Below are 18917 nucleotides of genomic sequence, written 5' to 3' on the forward strand. Positions count from 1 at the left end.
GCCGTGACCAAACCTCCATCCTTTATTGCCCGCATCAAGCAGACCATTACGGCGTGGGGTCGCCAATTGATCAACCGGCTCCAGAAAATCGATCTCAAGCAATTTGTGGCGTTTCTAATGAAGCGCAAATGGTGGCTCCTTGCAATTGTGGTCTTGGTTTATGCAGGCAATAAAGCCTACGATCATTTTTTCCCAGCGGAGAGCAAGCGTGGTGGAATCCAAACAGTTACCACTGCCCTTCTCGAGAAACAAGATATTCCCATCATCATTGAATCGACCGGTACCGTTGTGGCAGCCAATATCGTGGATGTCCGTCCACAAGTCAGTAATGTGGTGAAAGAAATTCATATTAAAGAAGGCCAAGAGGTAAAGAAAGGGCAACTGCTCTTCACCTTAGATGATCGCAATGACCGCGCCAATTACGATAAAGCCAAAGCCGTAGCCGACGATGCACAACGGCAGTTGCAACGTGCCAAAGAGCTGGTGGCTCAAAACTTTATTTCTAAAGCGGGCTTAGATACGGCCGAGGCGAATGCCAAATCGGCGGTGGCTACAGCACGGGCTGCCGAGGTGCAACTCTCCTTTGATTACATTCGCGCACCGATTGATGGTCGCGCAGGCATTATTAATGTATTCCCTGGCTCCTTGGTAGCCCCTGGTAATGTGGTAACTACAACCTCAAGCTCGACTGCAACGACCGCATTGGGTGCGATGGTCACCATTACGCAATTAGATCCGATCAATGTGCAATTTATTGTGGGTGAAGACAGCATTCCACTATTGATGCAAAGCGATCCCAACAGTCTAAAAGTAGCCGTCAGTGTTGGCGATCAGCAAACCCAAATCTTCGAAGGCAAGGTCTTGGTGATTGATAATCAGGTGGATCCAGCGATTGGGGCAGTTCGTGTCAAGGCACAGATTGCCAATGACAAGCGCCTCTTATTACCAGGGCAGTTTGCCCGGGTTAAGCTCGAAGCCAACACCTTAAAAGATGCCATTCTGGTTCCGTCTCAAGCGGTGGTGATTAATCCCCGCGGTCGATTTATTTATGTGGTGGGTGCAGAGGACAAGGTGAGCCTCAAACCCATCAAGGTCAGCTATGAGTATCAAGGCAAGGCTGCGATCACCGGCGTTGAGGTTGGTGAACGCGTGGTGATTGAGGGTAAACAAAATCTACGCCCTGGCACCAAAATACGAGAGAGTAAGTCCGCTGCTGCTCAGAAGCCTGCTGAAGCCCCCAAGCCTGAATCCAAACCTGCTGACAAAAAATGACGCTCTCTGAGCTTTGTATCCGACGGCCTGTCATGACCGTTTTGCTCTCGGTAGTGACGGTCTTTGCCGGTGCTATCGCATACACCCGCATTCCCGTTGCAGCATTACCCAGCTTTAATACTCCGGTAATTTCCGTATCGGCATCCTTACCAGGAGCCTCTCCCGAAAATATGGCGTCCTCGGTTGCCCTACCGCTTGAGAAAGAGTTCTCCACCATTGATGGCATTACGGTGATTAGCTCCACCAATTTTTTAGGTACAACCAATATCACCCTCGAATTTAATAACGATCGCGATATTGATAAAGCCGCGGTCGATGTTCAGGCCGCACTATTGCGCGCTCAGCGTCGTCTGCCAATCGAGATGACCGTACCGCCCTCCTATCGCAAGGTCAACCCTGCCGATGCACCGGTTCTTATCATCGGTATGACCTCGCCATCGATGGATTTATCCGAGCTCAATGATTACGCTGAGAACTTAATCTCTCCAACGCTCTCCACAATTGATGGAGTGGCTCAAATTATTGTGTATGGCATTAAACGTTATGCCATCCGCGTGCAAGCCAGACCCGACTCTTTGGCTACGCACAACCTCACGATGGAAGATCTCTCGATCGCCATCAATAAAGCGAACTCCAATACCCCCGTGGGTGTTTTAGAGGGCCCACGGCAACTACTTACCATCTATGCCAATAAACAATTAGTGAGTGCAGCGGATTTTGCCAACCTCGTGGTTGCTCAAAAGAATGGTTTACCCATCTATCTGCGCGATGTGGCCGAGGTGGTTGAGAGTTATGAGAACGTTCGCACTCTATCTACGACCAACGGTGAGCGTTCGATTGCACTTGCGATTCAGCGCCAGCCCAATGCCAATACGGTTAAAGTAGTGGATGCCGTCAAGGTGATGATTCCGGAATTTGAGAAGCAATTACCCGCCTCGATTAAGCTCACACTGATCAATGATCGCTCCTTATCGATTCGTGAGGCGATTCATGATGTCAATTTGACGTTAGGACTCACCGTTGCCTTAGTGGTCTTAGTGATCTTTCTATTTCTGAAGCATATTTCTGCAACGGTAATCCCCTCGCTGAGTTTGCCAATTTCTCTGATTGGCGCCTTCTTCTTGCTCTATTTCATGGGCTACAGCTTAGATAACGTGTCGCTCTTGGGGATTACCTTGGCAGTGGGCTTAGTGGTTGATGATTCTATTGTGGTCTTAGAGAACATCGTACGCTATGTCGATCAGGGCATGAGTCCGTTAAAAGCCGCTCTCAAAGGTAGTCGCGAGGTTGGGTTCACCATTCTCTCCATTTCACTTTCCTTAGTGGCTGTTTTTATTCCCATCTTCTTCATGGAAGGTCCAATCGGTCTTTTATTCCGTGAGTTTGCGGTGGTCGTCTCCTTGGCGATCGTAGTGTCGGCGGTGGTCTCACTCACCTTGGTACCTATGCTCTGCAGTCGCTACCTTCCCAAACCTGGACAGCATGCTCGCGAGTTTGCAATCAATCGTCACTTTGATCGTTGGTTTGAGTGGACGCAAAAGACCTATGTGCATTATTTGGATATTGCCTTACAAAAGCGCAAACAAGTCTTGTGGCTAGCGGTGGCTACCTTCGTGATCACAATTGCCATGTTTATCTATACGCCAAAGGGATTCTTTCCCGAGGAAGATATTGGCCAGATCACTGCAACGACCGAGGCGGATCAAGATATTTCTTTCAAGGCCATGCTGGAGTTACAAGACCGTGCTGCACAGATCGTGGCAAACGATCCAAATGTCGCAAATTTTGTTTCCATATTGGGTGGTGGCCTCAGTGCAGGCAGTAATACAGGTCGCTTTTTTATTGTTCTCAAGCCACGCGATGAACGCGAATCCATGACCAAAGTTCTTGAGGGTCTGCGTGCGAAGTTCAGGGATGTTCCAGGTTTGCAAGTGTTTATGCGCCCCATCCAAAATTTACAACTCGGTGGACGATCCAGTAAAAGCCGCTATCAATTTACTCTGCAAAGCGTTGGTTTTGAGGGAGTGAATGAGTGGTCAGAGAAATTGCTCGAGAAATTACGAGTTGATCCAATCTTTAGGGACGTCACCTCTGACTCGCAAATGAAAGGTCTAAACGTACAAATTGATATTAATCGTGATAAAGCCGCACAGGCAGGGGTTACGATCGCGGATATTCGTCAAGCTTTGTATAACGCCTTTGGACAGCGCCAGGTCTCCACCATTTATACAAGCGTCAATACCTATTACGTCATTTTAGAAACAGCAGAGGATCAACGCCAGTTTGAGACCGATCTCAACAAAGTGTTCTTGCGGGGCCGCGCGACCAATCAGTTAATTCCGTTATCGAGTCTCGCAAGTTTCAAGCGCACGATTGGCCCGACTGCGGTTAACCATCAGGGCCAAATCCCAGCCGTGACTCTGTCATTTAACTTGGCGCCTGATGTGGCCTTGGGTGAAGCGACTGACAAGATTGAAAAGTATGTAAAAGAAATTAACTTACCGCCCTCCATCATTACTAGCTACGGAGGCGACGCCAAAGTCTTTAAAGGCAATCAAACTGGGCAATTTGTCCTGATTATTGCTGCGCTAGCAGTAATTTATATTCTGCTTGGGGTGCTCTATGAGAGCTACATTCACCCCATTACCATTTTGGCTGGCTTACCGTCCGCGGCCATTGGTGCCCTGCTCTCTTTATGGATGTTTGGAATGGAGCTCACCATCATTGCCACGATTGGTATTTTGATGCTGATTGGCATCGTCAAGAAAAATGCCATCTTGATGATTGACTTCGCCCTTGATGCGCAACGTAAACAAAAAATGAGCCCTACGGAGGCTATTCGGACCGCATGCATCTTGCGCTTTCGCCCCATCATGATGACCACCCTCGCTGCAATTATGGGCGCCTTGCCGATTGCGCTCGGCCTTGGTGCTGGCGCTGAACTACGCCAACCCCTTGGTATTAGCGTCGTCGGCGGTTTGATCTTGTCACAATTTGTGACCTTGTTCATCACCCCTGTCATATATCTGTATTTAGATCGATATGCTGGGCGCGGACCCCTTGAGATACCCCCAGAAGATCTCCAAGATACCTAAGCGTTTTACAATTAGGTATGCGTCAAATCATCTTAGATACCGAAACCACTGGACTGAACCCAGCCACCGGTGATCGCATCATCGAGATCGGTTGTATTGAGCTCATCAATCGTCGCCAAACCGGTAAGACCCTCCATCACTACATTAATCCTGAGCGCGATATTGCCGAGGGTGCATTTGCAGTGCATGGTCTATCGCGAGAGTTTTTATCCGATAAACCCGTCTTCGGAGTGATTGTTGATGAACTCACTGAGTTCATTGCTGGGGCTGAGGTAATTATTCATAATGCGCCCTTTGATTTATCGTTTCTCAACAATGAGTACGCCTTACTCAAGCGCCCTAATTTCTCAGAGCTTGCTGCCAAGATTACCGATACGCTGGTAGACGCACGCCGCATGTTTCCAGGTAAACGCAATTCGCTTGATGCCTTATGTGAACGTTTTGCAGTCAGCAACGAACACCGCACCCTCCACGGCGCCTTACTTGATGCACAGCTCTTAGCCGAGGTTTATCTAGCCATGACCCGAGGTCAGGATGATCTCACCATTGATTTAATTGATTACAGCGCGACTGGCAAAGATGGTCTAGCAAAAGCGCCGCTGCCAACTGACTTGATCTACTTCAAAGCAAGTGAGCTCGATTGCGCCGAGCATGAAAAGGTTTTACAGGCGATTGAGAAAGCCAGTAAAAAGACCCCAATTTGGGGTCTCTAATCTTATCTAGATCGCAGCTGCGATTGCCTTACCTAAATCCTGAGTACTCGCTTTGCCGCCAATGTCTGGTGTGAGGGGGGCATGCGCAGGACCAGCGGATAGCACAGACTCAATGGCTTCAAATACGCGTGCACCGGCTTCTGGATAACCTAAGTGATCGAGCATGAGTGCACCACTCCAGATTTGACCGATTGGATTAGCAATCTTCTTGCCATAAATATCTGGGGCTGAACCATGCACAGGCTCAAACAGTGACGGGAACTTCCCTTCTGGATTAATACTGGCTGACGGTGCGACGGCAATCGTGCCGGTGCATGCGGGGCCCAAATCGGACAGAATGTCGCCAAACAAATTGGATGCCACCACCACGTCGAAGCGATCAGGGTTCATCACAAACTGAGCGGTCAAGATATCGATATGGTATTTGTCTGTCCTGACGTCGGCATAGTTCTTCGCCATTGCCTCGACCCGCTCATCCCAATACGGCATCGTGATCGCAATGCCATTGGATTTGGTTGCGGAGGTTAGATGCTTCTTCGGGCGACTCTGCGCCAGCTCATAGGCAAACTTCAGAATGCGATCGACGCCATGGCGTGAGAAGACTGATTCCTGAACCACAATCTCACGATCAGTATCCGCAAACATCTTGCCACCAACGGCTGAGTACTCCCCTTCCGTATTCTCACGCACCACAAAGAAATCGATATCACCGGGTTTACGGTTCGCTAGTGGGCACGGTACCCCTGGCAATAAACGGACTGGGCGCAGATTGACGTACTGATCAAAGCCACGACGGAACTGAATCAAGCTACCCCACAACGATAAATGATCAGGCAAGATGTTGGGCATTCCCACAGCCCCAAAGAAGATGGCGTCGTACTTCATGAGGGTATCAAACCAGTTATCCGGCATCATCTTGCCATGCTGTTGGTAGTAATCGCAGCTAGCGAAATCAAAATGATCAAACTGAAATTGAATACCAAACTTTTTGGCAGCCGCTTCTAAAGCACGCACGCCCTCCGGCATCACCTCTTTACCGATTCCGTCACCTGGAATCACAGCAATTTTAGGATTGGTTATTTTCTTTCTTGTGTTCATGAATCATGTCTCATTGATTAAAAAATCGATTTTACTAGCTGATGGCTCGGCGGATTTCGCGCTCTACCTGGCGCTCCTTTTCTTTGGCTTCCTCGTCAGTATCGGCCGCCGGAATTGATAATGCGAGCTCTTCCATACGAAGGTTATCTTTGGGGCAAATGGGTGCACCATAACTTGCCCAGCGCTTTAAGAGCGTCACCTCATAGCCGCATTGTGGGCACTTAGCCTTATTGCGACTGAGATTACTGGCTCGCGGTGGAGGAAACACAATCGCTTGATGAGGGTAAGGGCCTAACTTTTGACCAATGGTCATGAGGCGCACTTGCAAGGCCTCCGATGCATGCGCCATGCGTGCAGGCCCTTCAAGACCAACCGCTTGGCAAATTCCCTTGAAATCCTCACCATGACCGCTATGGCAATCATCCACTGCATGGCACAGCTCATGCACAAGCGTATCGAGGAGCGTAACGGGATCATCCAACTTCGGAGAGATAAAGATCTCATTAACACCACCACCCGAGCGCTCCCGCGGCCAGCATTGGCCTAAGGTCGTTCGCGGGCTACTCGATGCCGGAAAACCACACGAGACCCTGACCGGCGGAATAACATAACCCGCCTTTGCAAAAATAGGCTCCAAATGGCGAACACCATCTTGTAGCCAAGCTTCGCGAGTGGTGTGAGAGGAATTACTTTGACTCATGCAATAAGTGGGGGATGAAAAGGTAAATGGGGTATTCTAAAAGGATCAGGCAACAAAACCACGAGCATAAACGCATTTGAGTCTAAGCGATGACCTCCTTAAAAAACCTAGCTAATCTGAGCGCAACACAAGCCGCAAAAGCACTCGCCCAACGCGAAATCAAGGCTGAGGATTTACTCAATGATTGCTTAAATCAAATTGGGATACGTGAGCCTGAGGTGCATGCCTGGGTAAGCTTTGCCAAGATACATGCGCAAACCCAAGCCCGTGAACTCGATCGTGGACCGATTCAGGGGATATTGCATGGCTTACCCATTGGGGTAAAGGATCTTTTTGATACGCACGACCTGCCCACCAATTACGGCTCCCCCATCTATGGCAATAATCATCCGATCTGCGATGCGGTCTCGGTGTCGCTGATGCGCGAGGCAGGAGCGATTGTGCTGGGTAAAACAGTGACGACTGAGTTTGCAAGTTTTAAGCCTGGGCCAACACGTAACCCACGCAATCTGGATCACACGCCCGGTGGCTCCTCGAGCGGCTCTGCTGCGGCGGTTGCTGATTACATGGTTCCTCTTGCTACAGGAAGCCAAACGGCTGCTTCGATTATTCGACCGGCGAGTTATTGCGGTGTGGTTGGTTATAAACCCAGTTACGGAAAGATCAGTATTGGTGGAGTTAAAAGCCTCTCGGTGACGCTAGATACCCTGGGTGTTTTTGGTCGCACCGTATCGGATGTGGCTTTAGGCGTTGCCGCAATGTCGGCTGATCATGATCTGATGAACATTGCTCCTTTAGAGTCAAAGATCCGTATTGGGATTTGCAAGACCGATGATTTTGCTCATGCTCAGGCTGAAACTGCTGCTGCCCTCTCACTCGCCGGCTTTGCGGCAAAAGCATTTGCAAACGGTGGTGTTGGTGAAATTGCCCTGCCGATGGATTGCGCTAAGCTGAGTGAAACCCAAACCACCATCATGCTTTTTGAGATGGCCAAAAGTTTTACCTTTGAAAAGCTTAATCACTTTGATCAAATTAGCCCAACCCTCAAAGCGATTATTGAGCGTGGTGATGCGATTACGTATGACCACTATCATGCTGCGCTCCTCAAGGCCAAACTAGCCCGCGCTGCCATCAAGCAACTCTTTGCCGATCAGGTCGATATTTTGATAGCGCCAAGCGCAACCGGAGAGGCTCCAAAGACCTTAGAGCAAACCGGCGACCCCATTTTTAGTCGCGGCTGGACCTTGCTTGGTTTACCCTGCATCAATCTGACTGTTACTACCGGGCCCAATGGTCTGCCAGTTGGGGTCACGCTGGTTGCGGGACCCGGACAAGATCGCTTGTTACTGAGTGCCGCAAGCGCTCTCGCCCAACAACTCTCGGATCCGGTTTCAATCAATCTTAATGTTTGCTGCTTTAATCGCTTTTTGAGTTAACGCAATTTCTCTTTTTAGCAAGGCATCGGTTGCCTGCGGATTTAGATAACGTAGCTCAATTCCTGCGGCATCTGCCCGTTGTTTAGCTTCTGGTTGTTCTAAGGCTTTTTTTACATCCTGCGTTAATTTGTTCACAATCGACGCTGGAGTTCCTCCGGGAGCATATAGCGCAACCCATGACTCCAGCTCAAATCCTGGCAAACCCGCCTCAGCAACCGTTGGCACATTGGGCATCATTGGATGTCGAGCTTTACCAGTCACTGCTAGCGCCTTCAATCTACCGCCTTGAATGTGGCCCATGACCGAGGGCGGGGTTGTAATAAAGACCTGCACTTGTCCAGCCAATACATCCTGAATTGCTTGCCCAGACCCCTTATAGGGAACGTGAGTTAATTTGATGTCGGTCGCTTGCTCAAAAATCTCGGTTCCAATGTGTGAGACCGAGCCATTTCCTTGAGAGGCGTAGTTCAACTTCCCAGGGTTTGCTTTGGCATACGCAATAAATTCTTTTAGGTTGCTCACAGGAACCGAGGGATGAATCGCAATGACGTTCATGGCGACCGTTAATAAAGCAATTGGCGTAAAGTCTTTGAAGGGATCCCAATTTAACTTATCCATGAGAAGAGGATTGGCTGCGTGGTACCCGGAGTAAGAGGCTAGCAAGGTGTAGCCGTCCGGTTTGCTGCGGGCAACGTATTGATAGGCAATATTGCCACTCGCTCCCTGGCGATTATCAATCACAATCGATTGGCCAATCACACGTGCTAATGGCTCGCTCAATAAACGTGCTGATGCATCAACTAAACCACCCGGAGGGACTGGGACAACGATCGTGATTGGTCGATCCGGAAAATTTTGAGCAATCACTTTAGGACCAATAAAACCCAGAACAATACCGAATGTGGTAACGACGAGCGTCTTAAGAACTCTTTTTGTGGTCATCGTAGTCTCCTCTTGTAGTTATGATGATTTCATTCTAACGCTGACCCATCTTCGCTTCCACGAAAACGCTTTGTGCTTCCCTCGGTAAGCAGCGCCAGTATTGCGGACTGGCACTCACTTGCCCTCCTAAGGCTGCTGCTGCCTCCCACGCCCAACGGGGCTTGTATAAGAATGCACGAGCCAGTGCAATCAAATCAGCCTCTTGGTTTTCGAGGATGGTCTCTGCTTGCTTTGGATCAGTGATGAGACCAACGGTCATGGTTGGCATCCCAGTTGCTGCTTTAATCGCTTTCGCAAATGGTACTTGGTAATTTGGTCCTAACTTGATTTGCTGCTTTGGAGAGATTCCCCCCGAAGAGACATGGATGTAATCGCATCCCAATGCTTGGAGTTGTTTGGTCAGTTCAATCGATTGATCAAGCGACCAGCCGTCGTCAATCCAATCACTGGCTGAGAGACGCACTCCCAGCACGCCCTGCCACTCAGCACGGACTGCTGCAAATAACTCCAAGACAAAACGCATCCGGTTCTCAAGCGATCCACCGTATTGGTCTTGGCGCTGATTGGCAATCGGCGATAGAAATTGATGAAGTAGATATCCGTGAGCAGCATGAAGTTCGATCCCATCGATACCAATTTCTTTTGAACGCTTGGCTGCAATGACAAAGTCATCGATGATCTTGTTCATCTCCTCCACCTTCAAGGCATGCGGTGGTCGCTCACCCTCCAATTGCGGAATATCGGAAGGCCCTTGTGTTTCCCAGCCACCTTGAGTCATTGGTAATAACTGACCGCCTTGCCATGGGGCTGCACTCGATGCTTTACGACCAGCATGCGCCAGTTGGATGAACACCGGGGTCTTAGGTGCCAATTGTTTGGCTCGCTCTAAGGTGGTATGCAATGCATTTTGGGTCGCTTGATCCCAGAGCCCCAAGCAATAGGGAGTGATTCTGCCCTCGGGGCTCACTGCGGTGGCCTCGATGATAAAAAGTCCAGCGCCACTATTGAGTAAATTACCCCAATGCATCAAATGCCAGTCGGACGCCTGACCATGATTTGCAGAGTATTGGCACATCGGCGCCACCACCACCCGATTAGCTAATGTGAGAGATCCTTGGGGGGCTGAAAGTGGGTAGGAAGAAAAGAGGAGGCTCATGGGCAGTGTGTTGGATTAGGGTGAGGGAGTGACCCGCTTACGGGTTTATCTGAAACGATTAAAATGATACCAATAGCTTTGATAACCAATGCGTTGGTAAGCCACTTAATTGCCAACCGCCTATTTTCACGAGACACCCAGACCATGAACGCTCCTCAAGCCTTTGAAATTAAAGAAGATATTGCTCATTACATCGGCGGCCAAATTGTCCTGCCCCAAGGTAGCCGCTTTGCCGATGTCTACAACCCTGCCAAAGGGAGCATCTCGCGCCGCGTAGCGCTAGCTAGCAAGGCTGATGTCAATCAAGCGGTGGCAACTGCACACGCTGCGTTCCCAGCGTGGGCCAATACCTCCCCACTGCGTCGTGCGCGCATTCTATTCAAATACTTAGAGCTCTTAAATCGTCACCGCGATGAACTGGCCGCTATCATTACCGCTGAGCACGGCAAAGTATTTACCGACGCACAAGGCGAGGTCACTCGTGGAATTGAAATTCTGGAATTTGCCACTGCCATTCCTGAACTCCTCAAAGGCGATTACACCGAACAGGTCTCCACCGACATTGATAACTGGGTGATGCGCCAACCTCTCGGTGTGGTTGCTGGCATTACGCCCTTTAATTTTCCGGTCATGGTACCGATGTGGATGTTCCCCGTCGCAATTGCTTGCGGTAACACCTTCATCCTCAAGCCCAGCCCAACCGATCCATCAGCTTCTTTACTATTAGCACGCCTCCTAAAAGAAGCGGGTCTTCCCGATGGCGTATTTAATGTGGTGCAAGGGGATAAAGAGGCGGTTGATGCGCTCCTAGAAAATCCCGAGGTCCGCGCAGTGAGTTTTGTGGGCTCGACACCAATCGCCAATTACATTTACGAACGTGGTGCCCATTATGGCAAACGCGTTCAAGCCTTAGGTGGTGCCAAAAATCATATGGTGGTGATGCCCGATGCCGATATTGATAAGGCGGTTGATGCCTTGGTTGGCGCCGCATACGGATCCGCAGGCGAGCGTTGTATGGCCATCTCGGTTGCCGTGCTCGTTGGCGATGCTGCTGAGAAAGTGATGCCTAAACTCATTGAACGCACCAAGACTCTTAAAGTCAAAAATGGGCTTGAGCTTGATGCTGAAATGGGTCCGATTGTGACCAAGGCGGCGCTTGAGCGCATTACTGGCTATATCAATCAAGGTGTAAGTGGTGGTGCCAAGTTATTGGTCGATGGCCGTGGGCTCAAGGTTCCAGGTTTGGAGAATGGATTCTGGCTCGGGGGCACCCTCTTTGATCAGGTGACCCCGGAGATGACCATCTATAAAGAAGAAATCTTTGGCCCTGTTCTGTCCTGCGTGCGCGTTGCGAACTTCAGTGAAGCACTCGATCTAGTTAATGCGCATGAGTATGGCAATGGCGTAGCCTGCTTTACCAGCGATGGCAATATCGCCCGAGAATTTGCACGGCGTGTTCAGGTTGGCATGGTGGGTATTAATGTGCCCATTCCAGTGCCAATGGCTTGGCATGGTTTTGGCGGTTGGAAGCGTTCTCTATTCGGCGATACCCATGCGTATGGCAAAGAAGGTGTGCGTTTTTATACCAAGCAAAAGAGTGTCATGCAACGCTGGCCGGAGAGTATCTCCAAAGGGGCTGAGTTTGTCATGCCCACTTCCAAATAAAGCGAGTCCTTTACTTTTTACGTGAGATGAACATCACTGGAACCTTGAGGTTCCAGTAAATCGCGGCTGACCGAAAGGCAAAGATCAGCACGATGCATGCAATCGATCCGACGATCGCATGCTCTGGAAAGTAGTTGAGAAGCAAGACATAGAGCATGCAACCGAGTGATACCGGAATTGCATAGAGCTCATAGGACATCAATAAGGTTTTGCGTCCTGCCAACACATCCCGAATCAATCCCCCACCAATCGCGGTGACCACACCCAAGATGATGGCTGCGGCCGAGCCACCAAAGTCATAATGCCAGGCTTTATCGGCGCCCTGGATCCCAAATAGAGCTGCACCTAAGCCATCGATGTAAAGAATGGCCTTGTATAGCTGAGGCTGGGATAAGGTGGACTCCGCATAGAACGTAATGATGCTAGCGATTGCTGCCACCAGAATATAAATGGGCGCATCGGCCCAAAACACAGGCACCCCCAAAATCACATCCCGAATCGTACCGCCACCGATCGCCGTGATGATACCGAGAACTAGAACACCAAAGAGATCAACGCCTCGATCGGAGATTGCAAGAACCCCAGTAATCGCAAACGCTGCAGAAGCAATAATGCCAACCCAAAAACTCAGCTCTTCCATGGAGCCCTTTACAAAACAATCGTCAAGAAGCTGACATTATTGCAAAGTATTTTTAAGAACCGGCATTTCTGGAAGTGCAAGGACATCAATGCCCTCTTCGCGTAATGCCATCACCTCATCAGCACTGGTCTGCCCCCGAATACTGCGCTCGGGCGACTCTTTGTAATGAATCTTCCTTGCCTCCTCGGCAAATGAAGCACCAACATCCTCTGATTTACCTACCAAGTCCCGCATGGCTTTCATGAACGTTGCTTGGATTTGGCGCTCGAGCTGACCATGATCCGCATTGGATAAGGCAATACTTTGACTTGGTTCAGCGGACACTGGCTCATCACTGCTTACTTTGCCACCAATATGAGGGGCGGATGGTAGGCGGCTGACATGGGCGCTATCGCAGACCGGGCAGCATAAAGTACCACCAGCTTGTTGCGACAAAAAGTCATTCTCAGAGGCAAACCACCCCTCAAAATGATGTTCGAGATCGCACGCTAGGTTATAGACTTTCATGGAAAGCAGATGGGGATGAAGGTTGAATATTCAATAGCAACATGACATATTTGTCGATATTGCCATTTTAAGCCCTTAACGCAGTCGCCGTTGCCGATCGAGCCAGTACAGCGAAATAATGGTCTTGACATCCGTAATCGTGCCGTTTTCAACCCACTCGATGAGTTCCTCAAGGGGTGCAGCAAAGACATCCAAAAACTCCTCCGCATCGAGTCGTGCCGGGCCAGCAGTTAAGCCTTCTGCCAGATAAATATCGATAAACTCGGTGGAGTAGGAAATCACCGGATGAATCCGCCGAATCTTGCTCCATCGTTTTGCGATGTAGCCAGTTTCTTCTTGCAACTCCCGTTGTGCACAGAGTAAGGGGTCCTCCCCCACGTTAAGCTTCCCAGCCGGAATCTCAATCACAGCTTGCTCGATGGGATAGCGGTATTGACGCTCCACTAAAACGCGCCCGTCCTCCAGGATTGGCAAAATGGCAACAGCGCCCGGATGCTCAAGATACTCACGCAGTGCGTGTTGCCCATCGGGCAACAATACGGTGTCACGCTTCATCTTTAAAAAGATGCCGGAGTAGACATCCTCACCCGATACACGCTTCTCGACTAGATGATCATCGGTATGCGCGAGGTCCTGAAACGATTTCTCGCTCATACCCAAACCTTTATGAACCGATGAGGGTATTGCGCATGATATTGAGGCACAGGGCCATGAGGCCCGCTGGGAATATACCCAAAAGTAGAACCATTAAACCGTTCAAACCCAACACCCCTTTTGTAATTCCTGAGCCAGTTACTGAATGCTCGTGGCTTGGCTCATCAAAGTACATCACCTTCACTACGCGCAAGTAGTAGAAAGCGCCAATCAGCGATGCGATCACCGCAATGACCGCCAAGGCAATGTAATCGGCATCAACCAATGCTTCCAAAACAGAGAGTTTGGCGGCAAAGCCTAAGGTCGGAGGTACCCCAGCCAAGGAGAACATCATGATGAGACCAATGAAGGCATACCATGGGTGCTTACGATTTAAACCTTTTAAACCTTCTAGGGTATCGCAATCGTAGCCCTTACGTGACAAGACCATCAACAAACCGAAGGTACCCAAGGTAGTGATCACATAGGCAATTACATAGAACATCGAGGCACTAAAGGCGTGATCATCAAAAATCGAGAGCATGCCAAGCAGCACAAAGCCCATCTGTGCAATGGCTGAGTACGCCAACATCCGCTTAATATTCGTTTGGGCGATCGCAGTGATATTGCCAATCACTAAGGACAGAACCGCAAGAATCATCAACATCGGTTGCCAATCGGAAATTAAAGGCAATAAAGTATTAATCAGTAGGCGGAATAACAGAGCAAAGGCAGCGAGCTTTGGAGCTGCTGCAATCAACAAAGTGACCGCGGTCGGAGCGCCTTGATACACATCAGGCACCCACATATGAAATGGCACTACGCCAAACTTAAAGGCAACGCCAGCCACAATAAAGACGAGACCAAAGGCCATAATGAGGTGATTAATCCGAGGATCGAGGAGTGAACGCAAGATCTCCAAGAGATCCAATGATCCGGTCACGCCGTAGATCATTGACATGCCATAGAGCAAGAATCCAGATGCCAAGGCACCCAATACAAAGTACTTAATCGCGGCTTCCGAGGATAAACCACTAGAGTGACGCATCGCCACTAAACCATAAGTTGAAAGAGCCATCAACTCAAGACCCAGATACAAGGTAATGAGGTTCGATGCGGAGATCAAAACCAATTGGCCTAATAAAGCAAATAAAGTGAGGACCAAGAAATCAGGTCTGAAGAGACCTCGATCAATTAAATACTGCTTGGAGTAAATCAGGCTAATTAGTAGCGCAAAGCAGCACCCTGACTTCAAAAGATTAGCAATCGGATCGGACTGAAACAGGCCAGCCATCGCAAAATAAGGTAAATCAACGGTTCTGCTCAAAAATGCAATACCCAAACCAATTAAAAGCAGGCAGGAACAGAAATACACAAAGGATGCAGCCCGTGGCGCATGAAATACATCATTTGCTTCATGACTGCTCTTTTCTTTAATGAAGGCGCTGGTCAACAGCAAATCACTGGCAACAAAAGCCAGGATCAGTTCAGGTGCAATGGCAATCAGGTCAAAAGTATCCATGCAATAACCTTACTCAGAGTTTGCTAATCGCGACATGTTCGAGCAACTGCATCACAGCAGGATGAATAATGTCGGTAAAGGGTTTGGGATACACGCCCATGCCAATCACGCAGAGCGACAGAACAATAAACATAAAAAACTCACGGCCGTTGAGATCTTCAAGCTTAGCAACCTCTGGATTGGTGATTGCGCCAAAGATGACGCGCTTGACCATCCATAAGGAATACGCAGCGCCGAGGATTAAGGCGGTTGCCGATAACAGACCAATCATGAAGTCGTAATCAACAGCCGCCAAGATCACCATAAACTCACCGACAAAGCCTGAGGTCGCTGGTAAACCGCAATTGGCCATTGCCATTAACACCATGAATGCCGAGAACTTTGGCATACGATGCACCACACCGCCGTAATCGGCGATCTTACGGGTATGCATGCGATCGTATAAAACGCCGATGGCCAAGAACATCGCACCCGATACAAATCCGTGCGAGATCATTTGAATAATGCCGCCCTCAATGCCTAGAGGACTAAAAATAAAGAAGCCAAGGGTAACAAAACCCATATGCGCAATCGACGAGTACGCCACCAACTTCTTCATGTCTTGCTGAACCAGTGCCACCAAGCCAACGTAGATCACCGCTACTAGCGATAAGAAAATGATGATTGGTCCTAAAAGGATGCTGGCATCCGGAGCTATCGGCAAGGAGAAGCGCAAGAATCCATAAGCACCAAGCTTTAGCATAATGGCCGCTAGCACCACCGAGCCACCGGTTGGCGCCTCAACGTGAACATCGGGCAACCAAGTATGCAGAGGCCACATCGGCACCTTCACGGCAAAGGCCATGAAGAAGGCAATAAAGATCAGCACCTGTTCCACAATATCCAACTTCGCCCGATGCCAGGTGAGTAAGTCAAAGGTATTGGTCAGGTTATAGAGATACAAAATGGCAACTAGCGCCAGGAGCGATCCCAACAAGGTGTAGAGGAAGAACTTAAATGCGGCATAGATGCGATTTTGTCCACCCCATACCCCGATGATGATGTACATTGGGATTAGGGTCGCCTCAAAGAAGATGTAAAAGAGCAAACCATCAAGCGCTGAGAACACGCCAATCATAAGACCCGACAAAATCATGAAGGCTGCGTAGTATTGCGAGGCTTTTTCAGTAATGACCTCCCAAGCAGCAATGACCACAAAGATATTGATAAACGCGGTCAACACCACAAACCATACCGAGATACCATCAACACCAAGGTAATAGTTAATGTCGTAGCGTGGAATCCAACTGTGCTTCTCCACAAACTGCATCCCGGCGTTGGCTACATCAAAATTAGCGATCAAGGGCAAGGTGGCAATAAAGCCCAAAATGGCGCCAACTAATGCCAAATACTTCACGCCAGTGGACGGACGCTCAGAGCCATAGATCAAAATCAGCAGGCCAAAAACAATCGGAATCCAAATCGCGTAAGAAAGAATCATGACCAGGTGTACTTAGTAAGCAATATAAATGTGGGTATACAAAATCCAGGCCATTAAGCCAATTAGGCCGACGATCATGGCAAAGGCATAGTGATAGAGGTAGCCTGACTGCAAATGACGAATCACCCCAGAGAACTTACCAACCAAGTGGGCACTACCATTGACCATCAAGCCATCAATGACCCGTTGATCGCCTTGCTTCCATAAACCACCGCCAAGGAGCAACGCGCCTTTAGCAAAAATCCATTGGTTTAGATCATCAAGGTAGTACTTGTTATCTAAGAGCGTCTTAATTGGCGCAAAGATCTTGGCAATTCTCTCGGGCAAGGATGTAGCCCATAGATAACAAATAGCAGCAACGAGTACGCCAAGGGCTAGCAAAATAAACACAGGGGTCGTAAAGCCATGCAAAGCCATGGCCACTGGCCCATGGAAGTGGGATGCCAAAGTCGCCATTGCAGGATGCTTGGTATCGTCCACAAAAATAGCATCCCCAAAGAAACTGCCAAAGAGCATCGGGTCAATGGTGTAGTAACCAATAATCACTGAGGGGATTGCCAAGGCAATTAAAGGCAAGGTGATCACCCAGGGTGACTCGTGTGGCTTCTCGCCTGGTGCAAGACCATGATGATGCTCATCGTGCGCATCATGCGAATGCTGATGGCTATGATCATGACCAAAGCGCTCTTTGCCATGGAAGACATAAAAATAAAGGCGGAATGAATACAACGCGGTCACAAAGACACTCGCCATCACCGCAAAGTATGCAAATCCCGATCCAGGAATCGTGCTTGCAGCTACCGCTTCAATAATCGAGTCCTTGGAATAGAAGCCCGAGAAAAATGGTGTGCCGATCAATGCTAAGGAACCAATTAATATCATCAGACATGTAATGGGCATGTATTTCCAGAGGCCGCCCATCTTGCGCATGTCTTGCTCGTGATGCATTCCAATAATTACACTGCCCGCACCCAAGAACAACAAAGCCTTAAAGAAAGCGTGGGTCATTAAATGAAAGATTGCGATCGGATAGGCAGAGACCCCAAGTGCAACGGTCATATAACCCAATTGCGAGAGGGTTGAATACGCCACCACGCGCTTGATATCGGTTTGTACGATTCCCAAAAATCCCATGAACAGCGCGGTGATTGAGCCCATGACCAAAATAAAGCTCAAGGCCACATCCGAGAGCTCAAACAATGGAGACATACGGGTCACCATGAAAATACCTGCGGTCACCATGGTGGCCGCATGGATCAACGCAGATATTGGGGTTGGGCCTTCCATCGAATCCGGCAACCAAACATGCAATGGGAACTGCGCTGACTTACCCATTGCCCCAATAAATAGACAGATACATGCAGCGGTGATCAGATTCCAGTTTGTTCCTGGGACAGTCTGAGCGGCTAAGACAGTATTTTGAGCAAAGATATCGGCGTAGTTCATCGAGCCAGTGGCAGCAAGCAATAAGCCAATGCCCAAGATAAAACCGAAGTCACCCACCCGATTGACTAAGAAGGCCTTCATATTGGCAAAAATCGCGGTGGGACGATCGTAATAAAAGCCAATCAATAAATACGACACGACACCAACTGCTTCCCAACCAAAGAAGAGTTGCAGCATGTTGTTGCTCATCACCAGCATCAACATCGCAAAGGTAAAGAGAGAAATATATGCAAAGAAGCGGTTATAGCCTTCTTCACCTGCCATATATCCAATGGTGTAGATATGGACCATCAACGAGACAAAGGTCACCACCACCATCATCACTGCGGTCAATGGATCAATCAGAAAGCCAATGTCTAGACTCAACTCCCCAATCTTCATCCAGGTATAGACACTGCCATCAAAGTAATAGCCGTTCATCACCTCATACAAAACCCAAGAAGACAGCATGAGGGAGATTGCAACCCCTAGAATCGTGATCGATTGCGATGCCACTTGGCCAATTCGATTACCAAAGAACTTGGTACCCAATAGACCTGCGAAGGCCGCACCCACCAAGGGGGCTAGTGGAATCGCACAGAGATGGGCAGTTGTTAAAGCAGTGGTCATGTC

General features: G+C 49.1%; 15 protein-coding genes. 5 read left to right on the plus strand and 10 right to left on the minus strand.

Features of this window, described 5'->3' with window-relative positions; genetic code table 11:
- The first annotated feature begins 3 nt into the window (after nucleotides 1-3).
- Genes ICV32_RS06330 through dnaQ form a run of 3 tightly spaced genes read left to right on the plus strand, consistent with a single transcriptional unit; the run spans nucleotide 4 to nucleotide 5080 of the window.
- Nucleotides 4-1272 carry an efflux RND transporter periplasmic adaptor subunit gene (locus ICV32_RS06330; protein WP_251371823.1) on the plus strand — a complete coding sequence of 423 codons (1269 nt, stop codon included), beginning with the start codon at nucleotides 4-6 and terminating at the stop codon, nucleotides 1270-1272.
- Complete coding sequence (locus tag ICV32_RS06335; RefSeq protein WP_215369166.1) at nucleotides 1269-4367, plus strand: efflux RND transporter permease subunit; 3099 nt, start codon at nucleotides 1269-1271, stop codon at nucleotides 4365-4367. Before ICV32_RS06330 ends, ICV32_RS06335 begins: the two co-directional genes overlap by 4 nt.
- A gap of 17 nt (nucleotides 4368-4384) precedes the next feature.
- Nucleotides 4385-5080, plus strand: coding sequence for a DNA polymerase III subunit epsilon (gene dnaQ, locus ICV32_RS06340; RefSeq protein WP_215369175.1), 696 nt, complete (start codon nucleotides 4385-4387; stop codon nucleotides 5078-5080).
- Nucleotides 5081-5086: 6 nt separating this feature from the next.
- On the opposite strand, the gene ICV32_RS06345 is transcribed toward dnaQ, so the two are convergent.
- Together ICV32_RS06345 and ICV32_RS06350 are read right to left on the minus strand one after the other, a co-directional pair.
- Nucleotides 5087-6160 (minus strand): tartrate dehydrogenase, encoded by a 1074-nt coding sequence (locus tag ICV32_RS06345; RefSeq protein WP_305848885.1) that lies wholly within the window; start codon nucleotides 6158-6160, stop codon nucleotides 5087-5089.
- A gap of 52 nt (nucleotides 6161-6212) precedes the next feature.
- Complete coding sequence (locus tag ICV32_RS06350; RefSeq protein ID WP_215369184.1) at nucleotides 6213-6878, minus strand: SprT family zinc-dependent metalloprotease; 666 nt, start codon at nucleotides 6876-6878, stop codon at nucleotides 6213-6215.
- An 89-nt stretch (nucleotides 6879-6967) separates the two neighbouring features.
- Here ICV32_RS06350 and ICV32_RS06355 point away from each other — a divergent pair, with 89 nt between their 5' ends.
- The gene (locus tag ICV32_RS06355; RefSeq protein WP_215369186.1) at nucleotides 6968-8314 is read left to right on the plus strand and encodes an amidase; all 1347 of its coding nucleotides are present in this window, start codon (nucleotides 6968-6970) and stop codon (nucleotides 8312-8314) included.
- On the opposite strand, the gene ICV32_RS06360 is transcribed toward ICV32_RS06355, so the two are convergent.
- Nucleotides 8270-9256 carry a tripartite tricarboxylate transporter substrate binding protein gene (locus ICV32_RS06360; protein WP_215369188.1) on the minus strand — a complete coding sequence of 329 codons (987 nt, stop codon included), beginning with the start codon at nucleotides 9254-9256 and terminating at the stop codon, nucleotides 8270-8272. The two genes, ICV32_RS06355 and ICV32_RS06360, sit on opposite strands and share 45 nt — an antisense overlap.
- Before the next feature lie 34 nt (nucleotides 9257-9290).
- A complete protein-coding gene (locus ICV32_RS06365) occupies nucleotides 9291-10412 on the minus strand; it encodes an NADH:flavin oxidoreductase/NADH oxidase (RefSeq protein ID WP_215369190.1) in 1122 nt (373 codons plus the stop codon).
- Nucleotides 10413-10556: 144 nt separating this feature from the next.
- Between ICV32_RS06365 and ICV32_RS06370 the strand changes: the two genes are divergently transcribed.
- The gene (locus tag ICV32_RS06370) at nucleotides 10557-12077 is read left to right on the plus strand and encodes a CoA-acylating methylmalonate-semialdehyde dehydrogenase (protein WP_215369192.1); all 1521 of its coding nucleotides are present in this window, start codon (nucleotides 10557-10559) and stop codon (nucleotides 12075-12077) included.
- A 10-nt stretch (nucleotides 12078-12087) separates the two neighbouring features.
- On the opposite strand, the gene ICV32_RS06375 is transcribed toward ICV32_RS06370, so the two are convergent.
- From ICV32_RS06375 to nuoL, 6 genes are all read right to left on the minus strand, one after another.
- Nucleotides 12088-12717, minus strand: a complete 630-nt coding sequence (locus tag ICV32_RS06375; RefSeq protein WP_215369209.1) for a trimeric intracellular cation channel family protein — start codon at nucleotides 12715-12717, stop codon at nucleotides 12088-12090.
- 36 nt (nucleotides 12718-12753) lie between these two features.
- Nucleotides 12754-13224 carry a DUF1178 family protein gene (locus tag ICV32_RS06380; RefSeq protein ID WP_215369219.1) on the minus strand — a complete coding sequence of 157 codons (471 nt, stop codon included), beginning with the start codon at nucleotides 13222-13224 and terminating at the stop codon, nucleotides 12754-12756.
- A 75-nt stretch (nucleotides 13225-13299) separates the two neighbouring features.
- Nucleotides 13300-13878 carry an NUDIX domain-containing protein gene (locus tag ICV32_RS06385; RefSeq protein WP_215369222.1) on the minus strand — a complete coding sequence of 193 codons (579 nt, stop codon included), beginning with the start codon at nucleotides 13876-13878 and terminating at the stop codon, nucleotides 13300-13302.
- 10 nt (nucleotides 13879-13888) lie between these two features.
- Nucleotides 13889-15379 (minus strand): NADH-quinone oxidoreductase subunit NuoN, encoded by a 1491-nt coding sequence (nuoN, locus tag ICV32_RS06390; protein ID WP_215369224.1) that lies wholly within the window; start codon nucleotides 15377-15379, stop codon nucleotides 13889-13891.
- A 13-nt stretch (nucleotides 15380-15392) separates the two neighbouring features.
- Nucleotides 15393-16859 carry an NADH-quinone oxidoreductase subunit M gene (locus ICV32_RS06395; protein ID WP_215369227.1) on the minus strand — a complete coding sequence of 489 codons (1467 nt, stop codon included), beginning with the start codon at nucleotides 16857-16859 and terminating at the stop codon, nucleotides 15393-15395.
- Between the two features lie 12 nt (nucleotides 16860-16871).
- A complete protein-coding gene (gene nuoL, locus ICV32_RS06400; protein WP_215369229.1) occupies nucleotides 16872-18914 on the minus strand; it encodes an NADH-quinone oxidoreductase subunit L in 2043 nt (680 codons plus the stop codon).
- Nucleotides 18915-18917: the final 3 nt, after the last annotated feature.

It is taken from the genome of Polynucleobacter sp. MWH-UH24A (genome assembly GCF_018687475.1).
Lineage (GTDB): Bacteria > Pseudomonadota > Gammaproteobacteria > Burkholderiales > Burkholderiaceae > Polynucleobacter.

What these genes read in the sequence shown, in the direction of transcription:
- ICV32_RS06370 (WP_215369192.1), top strand. Translation starts at nt 10,557, where the DNA reads ATGAACGCTCCTCAAGCCTTTGAAATTAAAGAAGATATTGCTCATTAC.
- ICV32_RS06380 (WP_215369219.1), bottom strand. Translation starts at nt 13,224, where the DNA reads ATGAAAGTCTATAACCTAGCGTGCGATCTCGAACATCATTTTGAGGGG.
- ICV32_RS06360 (WP_215369188.1), bottom strand. Translation starts at nt 9,256, where the DNA reads ATGACCACAAAAAGAGTTCTTAAGACGCTCGTCGTTACCACATTCGGT.
- ICV32_RS06375 (WP_215369209.1), bottom strand. Translation starts at nt 12,717, where the DNA reads ATGGAAGAGCTGAGTTTTTGGGTTGGCATTATTGCTTCTGCAGCGTTT.
- ICV32_RS06365 (WP_215369190.1), bottom strand. Translation starts at nt 10,412, where the DNA reads ATGAGCCTCCTCTTTTCTTCCTACCCACTTTCAGCCCCCCAAGGATCT.
- ICV32_RS06395 (WP_215369227.1), bottom strand. Translation starts at nt 16,859, where the DNA reads ATGATTCTTTCTTACGCGATTTGGATTCCGATTGTTTTTGGCCTGCTG.
- ICV32_RS06335 (WP_215369166.1), top strand. Translation starts at nt 1,269, where the DNA reads ATGACGCTCTCTGAGCTTTGTATCCGACGGCCTGTCATGACCGTTTTG.
- nuoL (WP_215369229.1), bottom strand. Translation starts at nt 18,914, where the DNA reads ATGACCACTGCTTTAACAACTGCCCATCTCTGTGCGATTCCACTAGCC.
- ICV32_RS06350 (WP_215369184.1), bottom strand. Translation starts at nt 6,878, where the DNA reads ATGAGTCAAAGTAATTCCTCTCACACCACTCGCGAAGCTTGGCTACAA.
- ICV32_RS06385 (WP_215369222.1), bottom strand. Translation starts at nt 13,878, where the DNA reads ATGAGCGAGAAATCGTTTCAGGACCTCGCGCATACCGATGATCATCTA.
- dnaQ (WP_215369175.1), top strand. Translation starts at nt 4,385, where the DNA reads ATGCGTCAAATCATCTTAGATACCGAAACCACTGGACTGAACCCAGCC.
- nuoN (WP_215369224.1), bottom strand. Translation starts at nt 15,379, where the DNA reads ATGGATACTTTTGACCTGATTGCCATTGCACCTGAACTGATCCTGGCT.
- ICV32_RS06355 (WP_215369186.1), top strand. Translation starts at nt 6,968, where the DNA reads ATGACCTCCTTAAAAAACCTAGCTAATCTGAGCGCAACACAAGCCGCA.